The organism is Nocardia sp. XZ_19_385 (genome assembly GCF_015355755.1).
Classification (GTDB): domain Bacteria; phylum Actinomycetota; class Actinomycetes; order Mycobacteriales; family Mycobacteriaceae; genus Nocardia.
Genome location: NZ_JACVEE010000008.1, coordinates 1 through 17,798, shown reverse-complemented (window position 1 = coordinate 17,798; position 17,798 = coordinate 1). Strand labels below are relative to the sequence as shown.

General features: G+C 67.7%; 20 protein-coding genes and 1 rRNA gene. 5 read left to right on the top strand and 16 right to left on the bottom strand.

The window, feature by feature from the left end; translation table 11 throughout:
* Window positions 1-36: 36 nt before the first annotated feature.
* From IBX22_RS38450 to IBX22_RS35775, 7 genes are all read right to left on the bottom strand, one after another.
* Window positions 37-528: a TM2 domain-containing protein gene (locus IBX22_RS38450; protein ID WP_194820277.1), complete on the bottom strand. Its 492-nt coding sequence runs from the start codon at window positions 526-528 to the stop codon at window positions 37-39.
* Window positions 529-619: 91 nt separating this feature from the next.
* A complete protein-coding gene (gene lgt / locus IBX22_RS35800; RefSeq protein WP_309234933.1) occupies window positions 620-1,777 on the bottom strand; it encodes a prolipoprotein diacylglyceryl transferase in 1,158 nt (385 codons plus the stop codon).
* 62 nt (window positions 1,778-1,839) lie between these two features.
* Window positions 1,840-2,640, bottom strand: coding sequence for a tryptophan synthase subunit alpha (gene trpA, locus IBX22_RS35795; RefSeq protein ID WP_194820276.1), 801 nt, complete (start codon window positions 2,638-2,640; stop codon window positions 1,840-1,842).
* Window positions 2,637-3,884 (bottom strand): tryptophan synthase subunit beta, encoded by a 1,248-nt coding sequence (gene trpB / locus IBX22_RS35790; protein ID WP_194820275.1) that lies wholly within the window; start codon window positions 3,882-3,884, stop codon window positions 2,637-2,639. The genes trpA and trpB overlap by 4 nt, the downstream gene beginning before the upstream one ends.
* Before the next feature lie 2 nt (window positions 3,885-3,886).
* Window positions 3,887-4,705: an indole-3-glycerol phosphate synthase TrpC gene (gene trpC, locus IBX22_RS35785; protein ID WP_194820274.1), complete on the bottom strand. Its 819-nt coding sequence runs from the start codon at window positions 4,703-4,705 to the stop codon at window positions 3,887-3,889.
* A 183-nt stretch (window positions 4,706-4,888) separates the two neighbouring features.
* The gene (locus tag IBX22_RS35780) at window positions 4,889-5,632 is read right to left on the bottom strand and encodes a TIGR02234 family membrane protein (RefSeq protein ID WP_194820273.1); all 744 of its coding nucleotides are present in this window, start codon (window positions 5,630-5,632) and stop codon (window positions 4,889-4,891) included.
* Window positions 5,633-5,637: 5 nt separating this feature from the next.
* Window positions 5,638-7,188 carry an anthranilate synthase component I gene (locus tag IBX22_RS35775; RefSeq protein ID WP_194820272.1) on the bottom strand — a complete coding sequence of 517 codons (1,551 nt, stop codon included), beginning with the start codon at window positions 7,186-7,188 and terminating at the stop codon, window positions 5,638-5,640.
* Window positions 7,189-7,391: 203 nt separating this feature from the next.
* On the opposite strand from IBX22_RS35775, the gene IBX22_RS35770 reads away from it, so the two are divergent.
* The 4 genes from IBX22_RS35770 (at window position 7,392) to IBX22_RS35755 (ending at window position 9,527) form a co-directional block, all read left to right on the top strand.
* A complete protein-coding gene (locus IBX22_RS35770) occupies window positions 7,392-7,700 on the top strand; it encodes a hypothetical protein (RefSeq protein ID WP_194820271.1) in 309 nt (102 codons plus the stop codon).
* Between the two features lie 96 nt (window positions 7,701-7,796).
* Window positions 7,797-8,258, top strand: coding sequence for a peroxiredoxin (locus tag IBX22_RS35765; RefSeq protein ID WP_194820270.1), 462 nt, complete (start codon window positions 7,797-7,799; stop codon window positions 8,256-8,258).
* A 72-nt stretch (window positions 8,259-8,330) separates the two neighbouring features.
* Window positions 8,331-8,939: a permease gene (locus IBX22_RS35760; protein WP_194820269.1), complete on the top strand. Its 609-nt coding sequence runs from the start codon at window positions 8,331-8,333 to the stop codon at window positions 8,937-8,939.
* A 177-nt stretch (window positions 8,940-9,116) separates the two neighbouring features.
* A complete protein-coding gene (locus tag IBX22_RS35755; protein WP_194820268.1) occupies window positions 9,117-9,527 on the top strand; it encodes a MarR family winged helix-turn-helix transcriptional regulator in 411 nt (136 codons plus the stop codon).
* On the opposite strand, the gene hisI is transcribed toward IBX22_RS35755, so the two are convergent.
* The 5 genes from hisI to IBX22_RS35730 form a co-directional block, all read right to left on the bottom strand.
* Window positions 9,524-9,871 (bottom strand): phosphoribosyl-AMP cyclohydrolase, encoded by a 348-nt coding sequence (gene hisI / locus IBX22_RS35750; protein WP_194820267.1) that lies wholly within the window; start codon window positions 9,869-9,871, stop codon window positions 9,524-9,526. The genes IBX22_RS35755 and hisI overlap by 4 nt on opposite strands.
* Window positions 9,868-10,641 carry an imidazole glycerol phosphate synthase subunit HisF gene (gene hisF, locus IBX22_RS35745; protein ID WP_194820266.1) on the bottom strand — a complete coding sequence of 258 codons (774 nt, stop codon included), beginning with the start codon at window positions 10,639-10,641 and terminating at the stop codon, window positions 9,868-9,870. Before hisF ends, hisI begins: the two co-directional genes overlap by 4 nt.
* A gap of 4 nt (window positions 10,642-10,645) precedes the next feature.
* Window positions 10,646-11,467, bottom strand: coding sequence for an inositol monophosphatase (locus IBX22_RS35740; protein WP_194820265.1), 822 nt, complete (start codon window positions 11,465-11,467; stop codon window positions 10,646-10,648).
* 4 nt (window positions 11,468-11,471) lie between these two features.
* Window positions 11,472-12,203: a bifunctional 1-(5-phosphoribosyl)-5-((5-phosphoribosylamino)methylideneamino)imidazole-4-carboxamide isomerase/phosphoribosylanthranilate isomerase PriA gene (gene priA / locus IBX22_RS35735; protein WP_194820264.1), complete on the bottom strand. Its 732-nt coding sequence runs from the start codon at window positions 12,201-12,203 to the stop codon at window positions 11,472-11,474.
* Between the two features lie 94 nt (window positions 12,204-12,297).
* A complete protein-coding gene (locus IBX22_RS35730; protein WP_194820263.1) occupies window positions 12,298-12,804 on the bottom strand; it encodes a hypothetical protein in 507 nt (168 codons plus the stop codon).
* 211 nt (window positions 12,805-13,015) lie between these two features.
* Between IBX22_RS35730 and IBX22_RS35725 the strand changes: the two genes are divergently transcribed.
* Window positions 13,016-14,161 carry a hypothetical protein gene (locus IBX22_RS35725; protein WP_194820262.1) on the top strand — a complete coding sequence of 382 codons (1,146 nt, stop codon included), beginning with the start codon at window positions 13,016-13,018 and terminating at the stop codon, window positions 14,159-14,161.
* Window positions 14,162-14,164: 3 nt separating this feature from the next.
* Here IBX22_RS35725 and IBX22_RS35720 read toward each other — a convergent pair whose 3' ends face one another.
* From IBX22_RS35720 to rrf, 4 genes are all read right to left on the bottom strand, one after another.
* Complete coding sequence (locus IBX22_RS35720; protein ID WP_194820261.1) at window positions 14,165-14,983, bottom strand: hypothetical protein; 819 nt, start codon at window positions 14,981-14,983, stop codon at window positions 14,165-14,167.
* A gap of 177 nt (window positions 14,984-15,160) precedes the next feature.
* Complete coding sequence (gene argS / locus IBX22_RS35715) at window positions 15,161-16,921, bottom strand: arginine--tRNA ligase (RefSeq protein WP_194820260.1); 1,761 nt, start codon at window positions 16,919-16,921, stop codon at window positions 15,161-15,163.
* A gap of 66 nt (window positions 16,922-16,987) precedes the next feature.
* Window positions 16,988-17,593: a hypothetical protein gene (locus IBX22_RS35710; protein WP_194820259.1), complete on the bottom strand. Its 606-nt coding sequence runs from the start codon at window positions 17,591-17,593 to the stop codon at window positions 16,988-16,990.
* A gap of 104 nt (window positions 17,594-17,697) precedes the next feature.
* Window positions 17,698-17,798 (bottom strand): 5S ribosomal RNA (rrf, locus tag IBX22_RS35705); the annotation flags it as partial.

Here is a 17,798-nt window from a genome sequence, read left to right as displayed (position 1 = left end):
CACTTCGGACGAAGTGGGGTGTTGTCCTGCCTAAGTCTAGCCCTCGCGCAGCGGGCGTCCGTGTGCGTCGGGCACGCTGCCCATGAGCATCTGGATGCCGTCGATCAGCGGCCAGATGCCACCGAGACCACAGGTCAGCCAGACGACCGCGATCTGGGCGATCGCGAGATTGGTGTGGCCGGTGTAGAAACGGCCCGCGCCGAACGCGCCGAGGAAGATCTGCAGCAAACCCGCAACCAGCTTCTGCTTGTCGGAGAACGGAACTCCGTACATGTCACGGCCGTACGGCGCTTCCGGATCCATACCCGGCATGCCACCGTACGGGGCGGCCGGCGGGTAGCCACCCGGCTGGCCGTACTGCGGCTGACCGTACTGCGGCTGCTGGGCGTAGGGATCCGACGGCTGACCGTACTGGGGCTGCTGCGCATAGGGATCCGAAGGCTGCTTGCTCAGATCAGGACCCGTACCGGGCGGGCCGTACTGTGGCTGGCCGCCGTATCCAGGATTGTTCTGGTAAGGGTCGGTCACTGATGTCCTCCTCATTCGTGCGCGGGTACCCCTTGCCGGCCCCCGGCATTCGTCGATCTGCCGAACGGGGCGAACAAGTTACCCGCGACGATCAGGTGACATTCTTGCCCGAATCACCCGATTTTGTCGCATCGATCCCCGACGGCTCGGCCTCCGGCTCGGTGTCGCCGGTCTCCGGATCCTTATCGCCAGGGGTCGCGGTTTCGTTTACGTCCGGCTCGGATTCTTTGTCCGGCGCAGCGGATTCCGTGGTTTCGGTCTTCTCGAGCGTGACGACAGGCTCGCGGTCCGCGGCTTCGGATTCCGCGCCGCCCCTGCGCAATGCACCGACCTGCCACGGCCAGGGCCGTTCCATCCCGCCGGGCTGCAGCTGCGCCGGGGTTTCCCGGCCGCGGGTGGCGAACACGAAATAGGCGATGGCAGCGAGGAATACGAGCGCCGCGGTGAAGTTGTTGATCCGGATACCCGCGATGTGGGTGGCCTCGTCGTCGCGCAGCAGCTCCACCACGAACCGGCCCACGCAGTAACCCGCCACGTAGAGGGCGAACAACCGGCCGTGCCCGATCCGGTAGCGCTTATCGATCTGCACCAGCAGGTAAACCACCAGCACGTTCCACAGCAGCTCATAGAGGAACGTCGGCTGCACGACCTTCTCGGCAATCCCGTTGGAGACGCCGTTCATCATGTCCAGCTTGCCGTTCGCGTCGAAGCGCGGGTAGATCTCGAGGCCCCACGGCAGATCGGTCTCGCGACCGTACAGCTCCTGATTGAAGTAGTTGCCGAGCCGGCCGATGGCCTGGGCCAGCAGGATCGGCGGCGCGATGGCATCACCGAAGGCGGGCAACGGGATTCGATACATCCGGCAGCCGATCCAGGCGCCGACGCCACCGAGGAACACCGCACCCCAGATGCCCAGGCCGCCCTGCCAGATGTAGAGCGCCTCGATCGGGTTCTTGCCGGCGCCGAAGTACTTCTGCCAGTCGGTGGCCACGTGATAGAGGCGACCGCCGATCAAGCCGAAGGGCACCGCGAACATCGCGACGTCGAGAACGGTCCCCGGTTGCCCGCCGCGCGCCTGCCACCGCTTGTCGCCCCACCAGATGGCGACGACGATGCCGATGATGATGCACAGGGCGTAGGCCCGCAGCGGGAGCGGCCCGAGGTGCCACACCCCCTGCGGCGGGCTGGGGATGTAGGCCAGCACGCTGGTTCCGGCCGCCGCGGTGTCTGCCAAGACTTGTACGGTCACGCTGGCAACCGTACTGGGTCCCGGCTTTCGCCGGGATGACGGGGAGGCCGGGCCGGTCGCCGCTAGGACGAAACGGTGGCCGAGCGCACGCCCTCGGCGAGTTCGGCGGTCAACGCGCGCACCGCGGCCAGGCTTTCGCCCGCGGCGCTGACGAGGGCCGAACCGACGATGACGCCGTCCGCGTAGGCAGCGATCTCCGCCGCCTGCGCACCGGAGCGCACACCGAGGCCGACACCGATCGGGATGTCGGAGTGGGTGCGCACGCGGGCGCACAGCGCGGGCGCCATCGACGACACCGCGTCCCGGGCGCCGGTGACGCCCATGGTGGACGCCGCGTAGATGAAGCCGCTCGAGGCTTCCAGCGTCTTGACCAACCGCTCCTCGGTGGAGGAGGGCGCGACCAGGAAGATGCGATCCAGATCGTGCGCCGCCGAGGCGACGAACCAGTCGTCGGCTTCCTCGGGGATGAGGTTCGGGGTGATCAGGCCCGCGCCGCCGGCGCCGGCGAGGTCGCGCGCGAAGCGGTCCACGCCGTAGCGGAGCACCGGGTTCCAGTAGGTCATGACGACCGCCTGGCCACCGGCCTGAGTGATCGCCTCGACGACGGTGAAGACATCCTTGACCCGCACGCCCCCGCGCAGCGCCTGCTCGGCGGCCTGCTGGATGGTGGGGCCGTCCATCACCGGATCGGAGTACGCGACGCCCACTTCGATGATGTCGCAACCGGATTCGACCATCGCCTTGCAGACCTCGATGGACCCGTCGAGATCCGGGTAGCCCGCGGGCAGGTAGCCGATGAGCGCGGCGCGGTTCTCCGAGCGCGCCGCGGCGAAAGTCTCCGCGAGGCGGGACTGCTGACTCACTTCTGCTCCTCGTCGATCAGCCCGAACCACTTGGCCGCGGTGTCCATATCCTTATCGCCGCGACCGGACAGGTTCACCAGGATGATCGCGCCCTCGCCGAGTTCCTTGCCCAGCTGCAGCGCGCCCGCCACGGCGTGCGCGGATTCGATCGCCGGGATGATGCCCTCGGCACGGGACAGCAGCAGCAGCGCGTCCATCGCCTCGGTGTCGGTGATCGGCCGGTATTCGGCGCGGCCGACATCCTTGAGGAACGCGTGCTCCGGGCCGACGCCCGGATAGTCCAGACCGGCCGAGATCGAATGCGATTCGATGGTCTGGCCGTCCTCGTCCTGCAACAGGTACGAGTAAGCGCCCTGGAACGCACCGGGGGTGCCGCCGGTGAAAGTGGCCGCGTGCCTTCCGGTTTCGACGCCGTCACCGGCCGCCTCGAAACCGATCAGGCGAACGTCCTTATCGTCCAGGAACGGATGGAAGATGCCGATCGCGTTGGAACCGCCGCCGACACAGGCCACGACCGCGTCGGGCAGGCGCCCGGTCTGGGTCTGTACCTGGGCGCGCGCCTCCATGCCGACGATGCGCTGGAAATCGCGCACCATCATCGGGAACGGGTGCGGGCCCGCGGCGGTGCCGAAGCAGTAGTAGGTGTCGTCGGCGTGCGAGACCCAGTCGCGCAGCGCCTCGTTGATCGCGTCCTTGAGGGTCTGCGATCCGGTCTCCACCGAGATCACCTCGGAGCCGAGCAGCCGCATGCGGGCCACGTTCAGCGCCTGGCGGGCGGTGTCGACGGCGCCCATGTAGATGATGCACTCGAGGCCGAGCAGCGCGCACGCCGTGGCGGTGGCGACGCCGTGCTGGCCCGCGCCGGTTTCGGCGATGACCCGGGTCTTGCCCATCCGCTTGGCCAGCAGCGCCTGACCCAGCACATTGTTGATCTTGTGCGAACCGGTGTGGTTCAGGTCTTCCCGCTTGAGCAGGATGCGCGCACCACCGGCGTGCTCGGCCAGCCTGGTGCATTCGAACACCGGCGACGGCCGCCCGGTGTAGTCGCGCTGCAACCGATCCAGCTCATCGAGGAAGTTGGGGTCGGTCCGGCACTTCTCGTATTCGGCGGTGACCTCTTCGATCACGGCCATCAGCGCCTCGGGCACATGCCGTCCGCCGTAGGCGCCCCAGTGGCCGCCCTGATCGGGTTCGTGGCTGCTCTTGTCGTGGACGCCGTCGCTCGCCTTGGGAAGCACGCTCATCGTCAGCGGCCCCGCCGGACGGGCTTCGGGCAGGAGGGGTGCGTACCGGCTGTCACCAGCTGCAGCACAGCGGCCCGCGGATCACCACTGGTCACCAGGCCTTCACCGACCAGGACAGCGTCCGCGCCCGCGCCCGCGTAGGCGAGCAGATCGGCGGTGCCGCGAATCCCGGATTCGGCGATGCGGATGACCTCGGAGGGTAGGCCCGGTGCGATCCGCGCGAACACGTCGCGGTCCACCTCGAGAGTCTTCAGGTTGCGGGCGTTCACGCCGATCACCGAGGCGCCGGCTTCCAGCGCGCGGTCGGCCTCTTCCTCGGTGTGCACCTCGACCAGGGCGGTCATGCCCAGCGATTCGGTGCGATCGATCAGCGCGGAGAGGGTGTCCTGCTCCAGCGCCGCCACGATCAGCAGGATGACGTCGGCGCCGTGGGCGCGCGCCTCGTGGATCTGGTACGGGCCGACCACGAAATCCTTGCGCAGGATCGGGATCGACACCGAGGCGCGGACCGCGTCCAGATCGTCGAGCGAACCGCCGAAGCGGCGGCCCTCGGTGAGCACGGAGATGATCCGGGCGCCGCCGTCCTCGTAGGCCTTGGCCAGGTTGGCCGGGTCCGGGATGTCGGCGAGCGCGCCCTTGGAGGGCGAGGCCCGCTTGACCTCCGCGATCACGCCGATGCCGTCTTCGAGGAGCGCGGCGCGCGCGTCGAGCGGGGAAGGGGCCTTGGTCGCGGCGGCTTTGATGCCCTGGAAATCCAGGAGGGCTTCCCGAGCGGCCACATCCGCGCGGACCCCGTCGAGAATCGAGTCGAGTACCGTCATCTGGCTCGAATCCTTTCTGGGGAGACGGACTTGCTGCCTGAGAATCCCCCCAGGCGCTGTCTCACCGATGCTGACAAAGAATAAATGGCGGGCAGATTCCCGGTCGCGCCGGGGTTGGGCTGGCGGCGCGCGGGCCGCTCGCGAATTCGAGGCAATCGGATGCCGAAAGTGGTCTCGGTCACGTCAGTCGGCCTTGCCGCCGCGCGAATCAGTGGCCCGCGCACCGGGTTTCGGCCCGTCGTCGGTGGGGTCGGTGCCCGCGTCGAGGGCGTCCCAGAGCACCCGCTCGGAGAGCTGCCCGTCCGGTTTGTCCGCGGTGCGCTGGTTTTCGACCTGTTCGGTGGCCGCCTCGCGGCGCGCGGACGGATTGTCGTATTTGCCCGACAGCTGAGTGCCCTCGCGGGGCATGCGGGCGAGCAGGACACCCGCCGCGAACGCCGCCAGCGCCGCGACGAAGGACAGGGCGGGGCCCAGCGCCGAGGAGTAGCCGGAGGTAAAACCGGCGCGCCCGGGCAATTCCGCCAGCGCCATGGCACGTCCCGGAAGATCCCCGGAACCGGTGAACAACGCGAACGCGGGCACCGCGGTCACCGCGGCGATCAGTGCGACGAGCACACCGATCAGGCGGCGCAGCCAGCCACGGGTGGCCAGCACAGCGGCGATCGCGGCCAACAGCACCAGCGCCAACGGAGTGAGCGCGCCGAACCAGACACTGCCGTTCAGGTGGTCCGTGCGGGGCTCGGTGAGGCCGTCGGAGGACGAGACCGTGTACCAGGTCAAACGGGAGGACGCCCACATGAGAGCGGCGGCCAGCGCCATCAGGGCGATCGCGCCACGGACGCCGTTCTTGCGGGGCGCAGTCCGGGCCCCGGCATCGGGCGGGGTCGCGCCCGGGGTGGATCGGGGTTGATCGGGTTCAGCAGTCATGCGGATCAGCCGTTCTCGCTTCGGATTTCGGCCCCGTAGGCCCGCACCGTCTTGGCCGCGGCGATGGCCTTGAGGACCGCCATCGCCTTGTTGCGGGACTCCACGTCTTCGTAATCCGGGTCCGAGTCCGCGACGACACCCGCGCCGGCCTGCACGTAGGCGGTGCCGTCCTTGATCAGCGCGGTGCGAATCGCGATCGCGGTGTCGGCGTCCCCGGCGAAGTCGAGATAGCCGACCACGCCGCCATAGATGCCGCGCCGGGTCGGTTCGAGCTCCTCGATGAGTTCCATCGCCCGGACCTTCGGCGCACCCGAGAGCGTGCCCGCCGGGAAACAGGCGCGCACCGCGTCCAGCGCGATCTTGCCGGCCGCCAGACGCCCGGAGACCGTGGAAACCAGGTGCATGACGTGGCTGTAGCGCTCGATGTGCCGGTACTCGGTGACGCGCACCGTGCCCGGCTGGCAGACCCGGCCCAGATCATTGCGGCCCAGGTCGACGAGCATCAGATGCTCGGCGTTCTCCTTCTCGTCCGCGAGCAGGCCCTTCTCCAGCAGCAGGTCGTCCTCTTCGGTGACGCCGCGCCAGCGGGTGCCCGCGATCGGATGTGTCGTCGCCACCCCCTCTTTCACGGTGACCAGCGCTTCCGGGCTGGATCCGACGATCGAGAAAGCCGTGCCGCCGTCACCGTCCGGGACGTGGATCAGGTACATGTACGGGCTCGGATTCGAGGCCCGCAGCATCCGGTACAGATCCAGCGGGGAACCGTCGTAGTCCATTTCGAAGCGCTGCGAGAGCACCACCTGGAACGCCTCGCCCGCCTCGATCTCCTTGACCAGGCGGCGCACGCCCGCACCGAACTCGTCGGGGGTGCGGCGGCGGATGTACTCCGGTTCGGGCTGATCGAAGACCGAGACCGTGGACGCCGCGGGCGCGGCGAGCGCTTCGGTCATCCGGTCCAGCCGGGCCACCGCGTCGTCGTAGGCCTCGTCGACGCCCTCGGTGGTGCCGTTCCAGTTGACGGCGTTGGCGATCAGCGTGATCGCGCCCTCGTGGTGGTCGAACGCGGCGAGGTCGGTGGCCAGCATCAGGACCATCTCGGGCAGCTGCAGATCGTCGAGGGCCACGTTCGGCAGGCGTTCCATGCGGCGCACGGCGTCGTAGCCGAGGTAGCCGACCATGCCGCCGGTCAGCGGGGGCAGGCCGGGTAGGCGTTCGGTCTGTAGCAGCTGCAGGGTCTCCCGCAGCGCCTCCAGCGGGTCACCGCCCGACGGCGCGTCCGCAGGGATGTTGCCGAGCCAGGTGGCTTCGCCGTCGACCACGGTCAAGGCGGAGGGGCTGCCGGCGCCGATGAACGACCAGCGCGACCAGGAGCGACCGTTCTCCGCGGACTCGAACAGGAAGGTTCCCGCCCGGTCCCCGGCCAGCTTGCGGTAGGCAGACAGTGGGGTTTCGGAGTCGGCCAGCACCTTTCGGATCACCGGGACCACCCGATGCTCCGCGGCCAGGAGATGGAACTGTGCGCGGGTCGTGGTGGTGGGAGCGGACGCGGCAGGCATTGCACCATCATCCCAAGTCCGGCTGCGCTGTCCTTACCCGCCCCGCCGACGTTCCCGGCAAACCGCACGAGCCGGTCAAGTCCAACCGACCGGTTCTCATGCCCTGAAATGGCATGTGGCAGGCGTCACTACACTCGCTGCGTTCCACCTTCAACCAGCTGGATCCCAGTCACGCGGTACCGAAGATCGAGAGGAGACAATTGATGTACCCCTCGCAACAGGCGGGGCCGGAGGGCCGGCACGCCGCGCCGGGCTCGATGCCCGGCCAACCTCCGCGGATGGTCGGACTGAACGGCATGGGTGGCCCCCAGGTCGCCAGTACCTACAACGCGCTCGCTTCCTTCGTCACCTATGTGAAGGCCCTCGAGTCGCTGGACCGCAACCACTTCCCGGACGAGTACGCCGACCACAGCGACCGCATCCGGGAGCTCAAGCCGTTCCTGCGCGCCCACGGCATCCTCGATGTCATGGATATCAAGAACCCCGAGGTCGCCGCCCTCATCGGCGTCTGAAGTCACCCGTCCCGCATCCCCGGCATCCCGGCCGCTCCTCCCCTCGTCACGGCCGTGGCCGCCGGGGATGCGTGGTTTTCGGTACTGTCCGTTTTCATGAAGCCAGGCCAGCTCGCTCCCCAGTTCGAGCTCCCCGACCAGACCGGCACCACCCGTTCCCTCGACGAGTTGCTCGCCGGCGGACCCGTGGTGCTGTTCTTCTATCCCGGCGCGAACACCCCGGTGTGCACCAAGGAGGCGTGCCACTTCCGGGATCTCGCCACCGAGTTCAAGGCGCTCGGCGCCACCTGCGTCGGCATCAGCGCGGATCGGGTGGACGTGCAGGCCGGGTTCGCCGAACGGCAGGGGCTGGGTTATCCGCTGCTGTCGGATGTCGACGGCACGGTGGCCGAGCAGTTCGGCGTCAAGCGTGGCCTGCTCGGCAAGCTCGCGCCGGTGAAGCGGCAGACCTTCGTCATCGGGACCGACCGCACCGTCGGCAAGGTGATCACCGGTGAGCTGCGCGCCGACGTGCACGCGGACGAGGCCCTGCAGTATCTGCGAGCGAACGCCGGGTAATCCTGTCGGATTTGTACGAAACGCCGGGCGCGCTGCCTCCGTTTGAGCTGGTCAGCGGCTTACTCTGCAGGTATGACGATGCGCGAAGGGCAACCGGTCGACGCGAATTCCAGCACCTCCACCTGGCGTGGGCGACTTATCGGCTCACTCGCCGTGGTCGGGGTCTTGGTCGTCGCGTACTTCATCCTCAGCGCGTTCATCCCGCGCTGGTGGGCCCAGCGCCTGGCCGAGTCGATCCACGGCAGTTTCTCCAAGGGCATCTGGTGGGGTCTGCTGCTCGGCGGCCTGTGCACGCTGATCCCCTTGCTCTTGCTGCTGTTCGCCGGGTCGATGTGGCGCCGCCGCGGCGGAAAGTTCATCGCCGGGGCCGCTGCAGTGCTCGGCGTCATCGTGGCGCTGCCCAACCTCATGACACTGACCATCGTGTGGGGCGGGAACAACGCCGCGCATGCCGGCGAGCGGATTCTCGATGTCGACGCCCCCGCCTTCCGCGGGGCCACCCTCGTCGGCTTCCTCCTTGCCATCGCGCTCTTCTTGTTCATCGCGTTCCTCGACGTACGCCGCGGCTGGCGGCGTCGGCAGGCAGCCAAGTCCGCGGCCCGCACCGAGACGGTCTACGCCGAGCCGGATACCACCTACGTGGACCCGGACACGAAGGCGACACGCCATGACGGACTGTGAAAGGTCTCACCGTCCCACTCAACTCTGTGCCCATCGAGCGAAATCGTGGCAAACTCGATGGCGCGGGTGACTGTGAACATCTGACGGACCCACGTCACTTCGCTCGAGAGAAGGCGCACAGTGACGAAGTGGCTCAACCCCGTTGAACAGCGAGCTTGGCGCGCGATCGTAGCGCTGATGACCCGGCTGCCGAGCGCCTTGGATACCCAATTGCAGCGCGAGTCCGGGGTTACCCATTTTGAGTATTGGGTCCTGACTCTGCTATCCGAAGAACCAGGTCATCGCCTGCAGATGAGCGACCTGGCCAGCAAAGCTAATTCATCGCTATCGCGCTTGTCGCATGTGGTGTCGAAGCTGGAGCGGATGGGGTGGGCCGAGCGCTCCACCCAGGCGGGCAAACGCGGGGTGCAAGCGGTGCTCACCGACGCCGGATATCAAAAGGTCGTCGCCGCGGCGCCCGGGTATCTGGACGCGGTCCGGCACCTCGTCTTCGATGGGCTCAGCCCCGAAGAGAGCGCGCAGCTGGCCGAACTCAGCGAGATCCTGTCCAAACGCCTCACCGAAGCACTGACCAACCCCGACGACTAGTTCGGTTCCCCGAGCAGCACATCGCTGTCGAAGCAGGTGTGCGTGCCCGTGTGGCAGGCCGCCCCCTCCTGATCGACCACCAGCAGCACGGTGTCACCGTCGCAGTCGAGCCGGACCTCGTGCACGTATTGCGTATGCCCGGAGGTCTCCCCCTTGACCCAGTACTGCTGCCGCGACCGCGAGTAGTAGGTGGCCTTGCGGGTCGCCAGCGTGCGGGCCAGCGCCTCGTCATCCATCCAGGCGACCATCAGCACGTCCCCGGTGCTCTTCTCCTGCGCGACCGCCGCGACCAGTCCGGCCTCGTTGCGCTTGAGGCGACTCGCGATGGCGGGATCCAAACTCATCGGACCACGATCCCTTCCGCACGCATGGAGTCCTTGACCTGGCCGATGGTGAGGTCGCCGAAGTGGAAGACGCTCGCGGCCAGCACCGCGTCCGCGCCCGCGTGCACCGCCGGAGCGAAATGCTCGAGCGCGCCCGCGCCGCCGCTGGCGATCACCGGGACCGTGACCGCGGCGCGCACGGATTCGATCATCTTCAGGTCGAAGCCGGCTTTGGTGCCGTCGGCGTCCATCGAGTTCAGCAGGATCTCGCCGACGCCGAGTTCGGCGCCGCGCACGGCCCATTCGACCGCGTCGATGCCGGTACCGCGCTTGCCGCCGTGCGTGGTGACTTCCCAGCCCGAGGGCGTCGCGGGCTGGCCTTGCGGGACGGTGCGCGCGTCGACCGAGAGCACGATGCACTGCGAACCGAACCGCTCCGACATCTCGCGCAGCACCTCCGGACGGGCGATGGCGGCGGTGTTCACCGACACCTTGTCCGCGCCCGCGCGCAGCAACCGGTCCACGTCCTCGACCGTGCGCACGCCGCCGCCGACGGTCAGCGGGATGAAGATCTGCTCGGCGGTGCGGGTGACCACGTCGATCATGGTGCCGCGGTCGCCGGTGGAGGCGGTGACATCGAGGAAGGTGAGCTCGTCGGCGCCCTGCGCGTCGTAGGTGGCGGCCAGTTCGACCGGGTCGCCGGCGTCGCGCAGGTTCTCGAAGTTGACGCCCTTGACGACCCGGCCCGCGTCCACATCCAGGCACGGAATCACGCGTACCGCCAACGTCATTGCCTCATCCTTCACTGTCGGTGTCGTTCACCGCGTTGATCATGTCGAGCAGTTCTTCGTGTACCCCGGGTGCGGCGGCCAGCACCGAACCGGAGGTGATGGTCCACGGATCGCCGGCCAGGTCGGTCACCACGCCACCGGCCGCGCGAACGAGCGCGACACCGGCCGCGTTGTCCCACGGGTGATGTCCGAACACGATCGCGCCGCCGAGTATTCCGGCGGCGGTGAACGCCAGGTCGATACCGGTCGAGCCGTGCATGCGGACCCGCGAGGACAGGCTGCTCAGCGGGCCGAGCAGGTCGAAGCGGAAACGCCCCGGGATGCGGCCGTCGGAATCGACGTTGAACGCGCCGAAGCCGATCATCGCCTCGGCGAGTTTGCTTTGCGGCAGCCGCGGCATCGGTTCATCGTTGAGCAGTACCGGCCCGTCGGTGCTGGCGGCGTAGCGCTGGCCCAGGATCGGCAGCCAGGTCAGGCCGAGCAGCGGGACACCGTCGTGGACGAGGGCCAGCAGCATGCCCGCGAGCGGATGCCCCTGGGAGTAGTTGAACGTGCCATCGATCGGGTCGAGCACCCAGGCGGTGCCGGAGGTCAGCTGCGGGCCGCCGAACTCCTCGCCGTGCACCTTGATCCCGGTCCGATGTTCCAGCTGACCGGAGATGGTGCGTTCCAGCTCCAAGTCCAGTTCGGTCGCGAAGTCGTTGCGGCCCTTCATGACCGCGCTCGGCGCGCCGATACCCTCGATGTACCGCGGGATGGCGGCGTCGAGGATTTCGCTCGCGGTGGCGAGCAGTGCGGGCAGGTCTGCGATCTGGTCGGCGGCCATCCGGTCAGCGCACCGCGGCGAGGGCCTCGGGCAGCGTGAACCGTCCTGCGTACAGCGCCTTGCCGACGATGGAGCCCTCCACGCCGTCCGGGACGAGCCCGGCGATGGCGATCAGGTCCTCGACCGTGGAGACGCCGCCGGAGGCGATGACCGGCGCGTCCGTGGCCGCGCAGACCTCGCGCAGCAGGTCCAGGTTGGGGCCGGTCAGGGTGCCGTCCTTGGTGACGTCGGTGACCACGTAGCGGGTGCAGCCGTCACGCTCCAGGCGCTCGAGCACCTCCCACAGGTCGCCGCCGTCGCTGACCCAGCCGCGGCCGCGCAGCCGGTACTCGCCGTCGATGATGCGGACGTCCAGGCCGACGGCGATCTGGTCGCCGTATTCGCTGATCGCGCGGGCGCACCAGACCGGGTCCTCCAGCGCGGCGGTGCCCAGGTTGACGCGCGCGCAGCCGGTGGCCAGCGCGGCCTTCAGGGATTCGTCGTCGCGGATGCCGCCGGACAGTTCGACCTTAACGTCGAGCTGACCGATCACTCCGGCCAGCAGTTCACGGTTGGAGCCACGGCCGAAGGCCGCGTCCAGGTCGACCAGATGCACCCATTCCGCGCCGCCCCGCTGCCACTCCAGGGCCGCCTCCAGCGGCGAACCGTAGTTGGTTTCGCTACCGGCCTCCCCCTGCACGAGGCGCACGGCCTCACCATTGGCGACATCGACAGCAGGTAGCAGCACAAGACTCACTCGTCGCAGTTTAGTTGCTCCGTCGCGTTCCGCCGTCCCCGGGCGGGCCTGCGCAAACGTGTCTCCGATTACCACCGGCATACCCGGCCATGACTCAGGACGCGGTGGCGAGCACCCTGGCGCGATAACAGGCGAGGGCGGCGGCCACGGCGAATACCGCCGTCGCCAGCGCCGCCGCGATCCGGAAACCCTGGCCGATCAGGAATTCCGTCGCCGCGCGCTCGATTTCGTCCAGGGTGTGCTGATCGCGGTCGTCGAACAGGATGCTCGCGCGCGGCCACTGGTACAGGATCGAGAGCAGGAACTGCCCGCTGATCAGTGAAACCAGCGACGCGGCAATCCATCCTCGGGCGCGGCGGAACCACAGCGCCGTGGCCAGCGCGGCCAAGGCGCACAGGGTCAGCATCATCCCCATCGGGCGCATCACGTCGCCGACGGCGACCACGCTCATGAAGTCCTCGGTCATTGCCAGCGACTCCGGGATGTCCCGGAAAATATTCGGATACAGCAGCAGCGTCTCGGCGGCGGTGGTGGCGAAAGCGAACGCGGCAACCACCGAGTACACGCTCAGTACGGCCAGCGGGATAGTGATCGACTTCATAGCGACCTCCTGGCACCGACGCTAGATTCTCCGGCGCTCGGGCGGATCCGGCATCAGCCCCCATTCCGGCTCGGGGTCTACCCCGAGACAGCGGCCGAACATGTCGAAAACAACTGCGTAGACGGGTGATTGGGACAACACTAAGATCAACTTCTCCGCGGTCGCGGAGGAAGCGATCGCTGCTCGTGGCAGCCCGGGGGAAAGTTCGACCGTGCACGACCAATCCGACCTGCCCACGGCGCCGGCCGAACCCGGCGACCCGGTGACCACCTACCCACTGCCGCCCGCACCGATGGTGCCTTTCCAGGCACCTCCGGTTCCGGCCAAATCCCGGCGGCGGTGGCTGGTGCCGCTCGTAGTGTTCGTGGTGACCGTGCTGGCCGCGGCGGGCACCGTCACCGGATACTTCCTGACGCGCCCCGAGCCGTTGAAATGGGCTGTGGGAGATTGTGTTTCGCTGACCACACCCACCGTGCCGACGGAATACGGCTGCGCGGACCCCACGGGCGCGACGTACCGCATCGCTTCCCGGGAAGACGTGGTGTGGCCGCTGGATATGGCGTGCACGAAGTACCCCGACGTGACGAAAGCTGTCGCCGAACCGGTCGGGACCGGGGCGGAACCCACGACGGTGCTGTGCCTGACGCCCACGCGGAACAACAAGTCCGATCCGGGAGCGGTCGCCGTCGGCGACTGCGTCGACGTCAAGGGCGCGGGTGACTCGATCACTCGAGGGACCTGCGACGTCAACGGCAGTGCCACCCGGGTCATCGCCACCGAGCTGCACAACAAGGTTCCGGTCGTCGACCAGGCCTGCCGCGCCCACCCGACAGCCCGGCAAGCCTTCGCACAAGCCTCGCTCGGCGGGCGCGCCATCGTGCTCTGCACCGTTCCCGTCAACCCCTCGGATTTCGCGAACGCCCAGGTGGGCAGCTGCGTAAACGGGCACACTCGCGGGTTGACGGACTGCGCCGGCCCGGACGCGAAATACCGAGTCCTGACCGTTCGCACCCTCTTTCATCGCCCCGAGCGCCCGCAGTGCCTGGACGCTCCGAGCTCCATCGGCTTCTCCATGAACAGCAGCGAGAAGGTCGATTTCGTGTTGGCGCTGTGCATGGGTCCCGTCGAGAACGACCACGCCCTGTACTCCAACGTGGGCGAGTGCCTCACCCAGTCCGCGAGTGCGGGCAGCGGCGCCGGCGCCCGGCGGGTGGATTGCGCGGACCCCACGGCAGACAGTGAGGTCATCGCTCGCATGGTCGAGCCGGACGGCGCCTGCCCGGGCGGCTGGACGTCGAAGATCACCTGGGACGCCGAAATCACCAACGGCATGACCGTCTGCCTCCGCCGGCGATAAGTCTCAGCCGGCCTGCGGCGCTTCCCGCATCAACCGCGCGAAAGCCCTTAGGCCGGCCAGGATCTCCTGCTGATCGGTGACCCCGTCCAGCGCCGCGTCGAACCGTACCGTCATCTTCGTCATCCGCTGGTCGACGGCGTCGGCGCGAGCCAGCAGATCAGCATGATCGTGGGCGACAGTCTCCCGCACCGTGCGCTGCTCCGCCCGCGCCCGCTCGTCCTGCCGCCGCACATCGCCACGCAGGTCATCGATCTGGCGCGCATCCGATGCCTGCCACGCCGCTGTGCTGGTCTCCAGCGCGTCGAGCTTCTCCGACATTGCCGTGATCTGCGTCCGGAGTTCCAGCACATCATCGGGCGGATAGGAGATATCGCGCGACATCGCGGCGATGCGATACCGCAGATACCCGAAATACGCTCCGGCAGGCCGCAACACGATGCTGACGAGAAAGAACCCCGCCACCAGATAGGCGATCGAGTACCCCGACACCAGCGCGACCGCCGCCGCCACAACCGCCGAAACAACATGTGCGCCAACGGCAACGAACAGCAGCCGCTTGGCGAGCGCCCGCACCTCCTCCTCACGCTCCGCCGTGACCGCGATATCGCGCCCCCGCACCGCAACGATCCGATGCTGCGCCTGCCGCGCCGAAAAATAGAGATTCCACGGCACCGTAACCACAACCACGATCCAGAAGAACGCCACAAACCCCAGCGCCGCCCCGATCACCGTCGCCGCGTCCACGTCCCCCCAAATAAGCAGCGCGGCAACGACCATCGCCAAAGCCGTCGACGCCCAGAACAACCCCCAGAACTTACTCATAGCATCACGTTCCCGGAAAGGCCTGTCCACCAACACCGTACGACTACTCGAGCACCCCAGGTATCTGCACGTCAAAGCGGGACATGGCTGAGCTGAACACCGAGTACGCCCTCTGTGGTGTCCCACTCGAGCAATTACGCACAGGGTGTGCGGGTGTGGCATGGGCCCGCACATCCGTCACATGCGGTGTGGGGCGGGGATGCCGAGGAGGGATAGGCCGTGGGCGAGGGTGCGGGCGGTGAGGTGGCAGAGGGCCAGGCGGTTGGCGCGGATCGGGTCGGGGGCGGTGCGGACCGGACAGGTTTCGTAGAAGGTGGTGAAGGTGCGGGCCAAGTTGTAGAGGTAGACGCAGAGGTGGTGCGGCTCCAGGGTTTTGGCTACCTGGGTGATGGCGTCGTTGTAGGCGTCGAGGCCTAGGGCGAGAGCGCGTTCCGCGGGCTGGAGGGCGACGGTGGGGTCTATGGCCGAGGCACCGGCGTCGGACTTGCGCAGGATCGAATGGATGCGGGCGTGCGCGTATTGCAGGTAGACGCCGGTGTTTCCAGTGAGGGCGACCATACGGTCGAGGTCGAAGGTGTAGTCCTTGAGGCGGGAAGTGGACAGGTCGGCGTATTTCACCGCCCCGATGCCGGCTTGTTCGGCGATCTCGTCGAGTTCGGCGGCGGGGAGATGCGGATTCTTTTCCGCGACGATGGCGCGGGCGTGGGCGACGGCGTCATCGAGGAGGTCCGTGAGGCGGACGGTGCCGCCGGCGCGGGTTTTGAACGGCCGGCCGTCCGGGCCCAAGACCGTGCCGAAGGCGATGTGCTCGGCCTCGGTTGACGGAGTGAGCCAGCCTGCGCGGCGGGCAGTTTCGAAGATCAGCCGGAAGTGCAGGGCTTGGCGGGAGTCGGTGATGTACAGCAGCCGTTCGGCGTGCAGGTGTGCGAGGCGGTACCGGATGGTGGCGAGGTCGGTGGTGTCGTAGCCGTAGCCGCCGTCGCCTTTGCGGACCATCAGGGGGACCGGCTTGTCATCCGGGCCGGTCACCGTCTCGGAGAAGACGACCAAAGCTCCGTCGCTGTCGACGGCGATTCCTTTGTCCACGAGCTCGGCGATCGTGTCGGCGAGCATCGAATTGTAAAAGGATTCACCGACGTAGTCGTCCGCCGTGAGCAACACTCCCAGCCGCGCGTAGACAGCGTCGAACGCCTTTTCGGATTCGGCGACAATCGTTGTCCACGCGGCGCGGGTGGCCGGGTCACCCGATTGCAGGGCGACTACCCGCGCGCGGGCGCGGTCGGCGAATTCGGTATCGACGTCGAATTCCTTGCGGGCGGCCTTGTACAGAGTGTCGAGCGCCGACACAGCGCTGGATCCGCTCCCCACCTCGTCCTGATGCCAGTGCGTGTCCGGGTGTTCGTCGAGGTATTGGATCAGCATCCCGAACTGAGTTCCCCAGTCCCCCAAATGATTCTGGCGAATCACCGCCGCACCGAGGAAGTCCAGCACCCGAGCCAGGCTGTCCCCGATGATCGTCGTCCGCAAATGCCCGACATGCATTTCCTTGGCCACGTTCGGCGCCGAGTAATCGATCACCGTGCGCCGCCCCGCCTCCGACGCCGCGACACCCAGCCGAGGATGGCCCAGCCGAGCCGCGACCTGCGCCCAAATAGCGCTATCGGCCACACCGATATTCAGAAACCCAGGCCCGGACACCTCCACCGAGGCCACCGTCGCGCTCAACACCGCAGCGATTTCACCGGCCAGCTCCACCGGCTTCCCCTGAACCCGCTTCGCCAGCGGGAGCGCAACATTCGATTGGAAATCCGCCCGATCGGACCGCCGGACCACAGGGTCCACGCCCTCCAGCTCAGGTCGCACGCGCCCGACCGCCTCCGACACGGCGGCGGCAACCTGCCCGAGCAACGGCAACACTTCGGAGCCCTGATCTCCCATCCACCCACCCTGGCACCCAGGACCAGACCGGTCCATCGAATTATCCAGTGGTGGCCCACTCGGGCATCACGGGACGGGGACGAAGCAGTAGGTGGCGTGCTCCTTCTTGTTGGCGAAATGCATGTGCGATACGGCGATGAAGTTCATGCGTAAGACGACGTCCGCAGCCGCGGGCGGCTCGCATATCTTGGTGTCGAGCACGCCGTCGACTTTGTGGTCGAGGCGGCCGGTTTCACAGCCCGGGTCGTAGTCGTAGCCGATCAGGCTTTTGTAGCAGTTGCCGATGATCAGGTTGGGCTCGACGCAAGAGTGCGCCACGGCGTACTTACCATTGATGCTGCCCTGCGTGATGATCAGTTCATAGGTGAGCGAGCCGGTCCCGTCGGTGCACGTGCCCACCACCGGGACTTGGAGTTCCGCGAGACTGCTGCCGCCGCCGGCCGAGTTACCTCCGAGCTTCAGTGCCAAGACGACGCCGACCCCTACCAGGAGCACGACTACCCCGAGAACCGCGAGAAGGATCTGGCCGGTATTCGAGCGCCGCGGCGGCGGAACCGGGTAGCCGCCGGGAGGCGGCTGATAACCACCGGGCGGGTATCCGAACCCTGGCGGTTGCTGATATCCCTGCGGTGGCGGTTGCTGATAGCCGTATCCGCCGTAAGGATCAGTCATCGTTCGCGCCCCCCAAATCCCATACTGCTCAGCGTGTTTCGAGCGAAGTATAGCGAAACGCAAAAAGGCCCCCAACCGATGGTTGGGGGCCTTTCGCAATGATGTTCCGGCGGTGTCCTACTCTCCCACACCCTGTCGAGTGCAGTACCATCGGCGCAGGTGGCCTTAGCTTCCGGGTTCGGAATGGGACCGGGCGTTTCCCCAC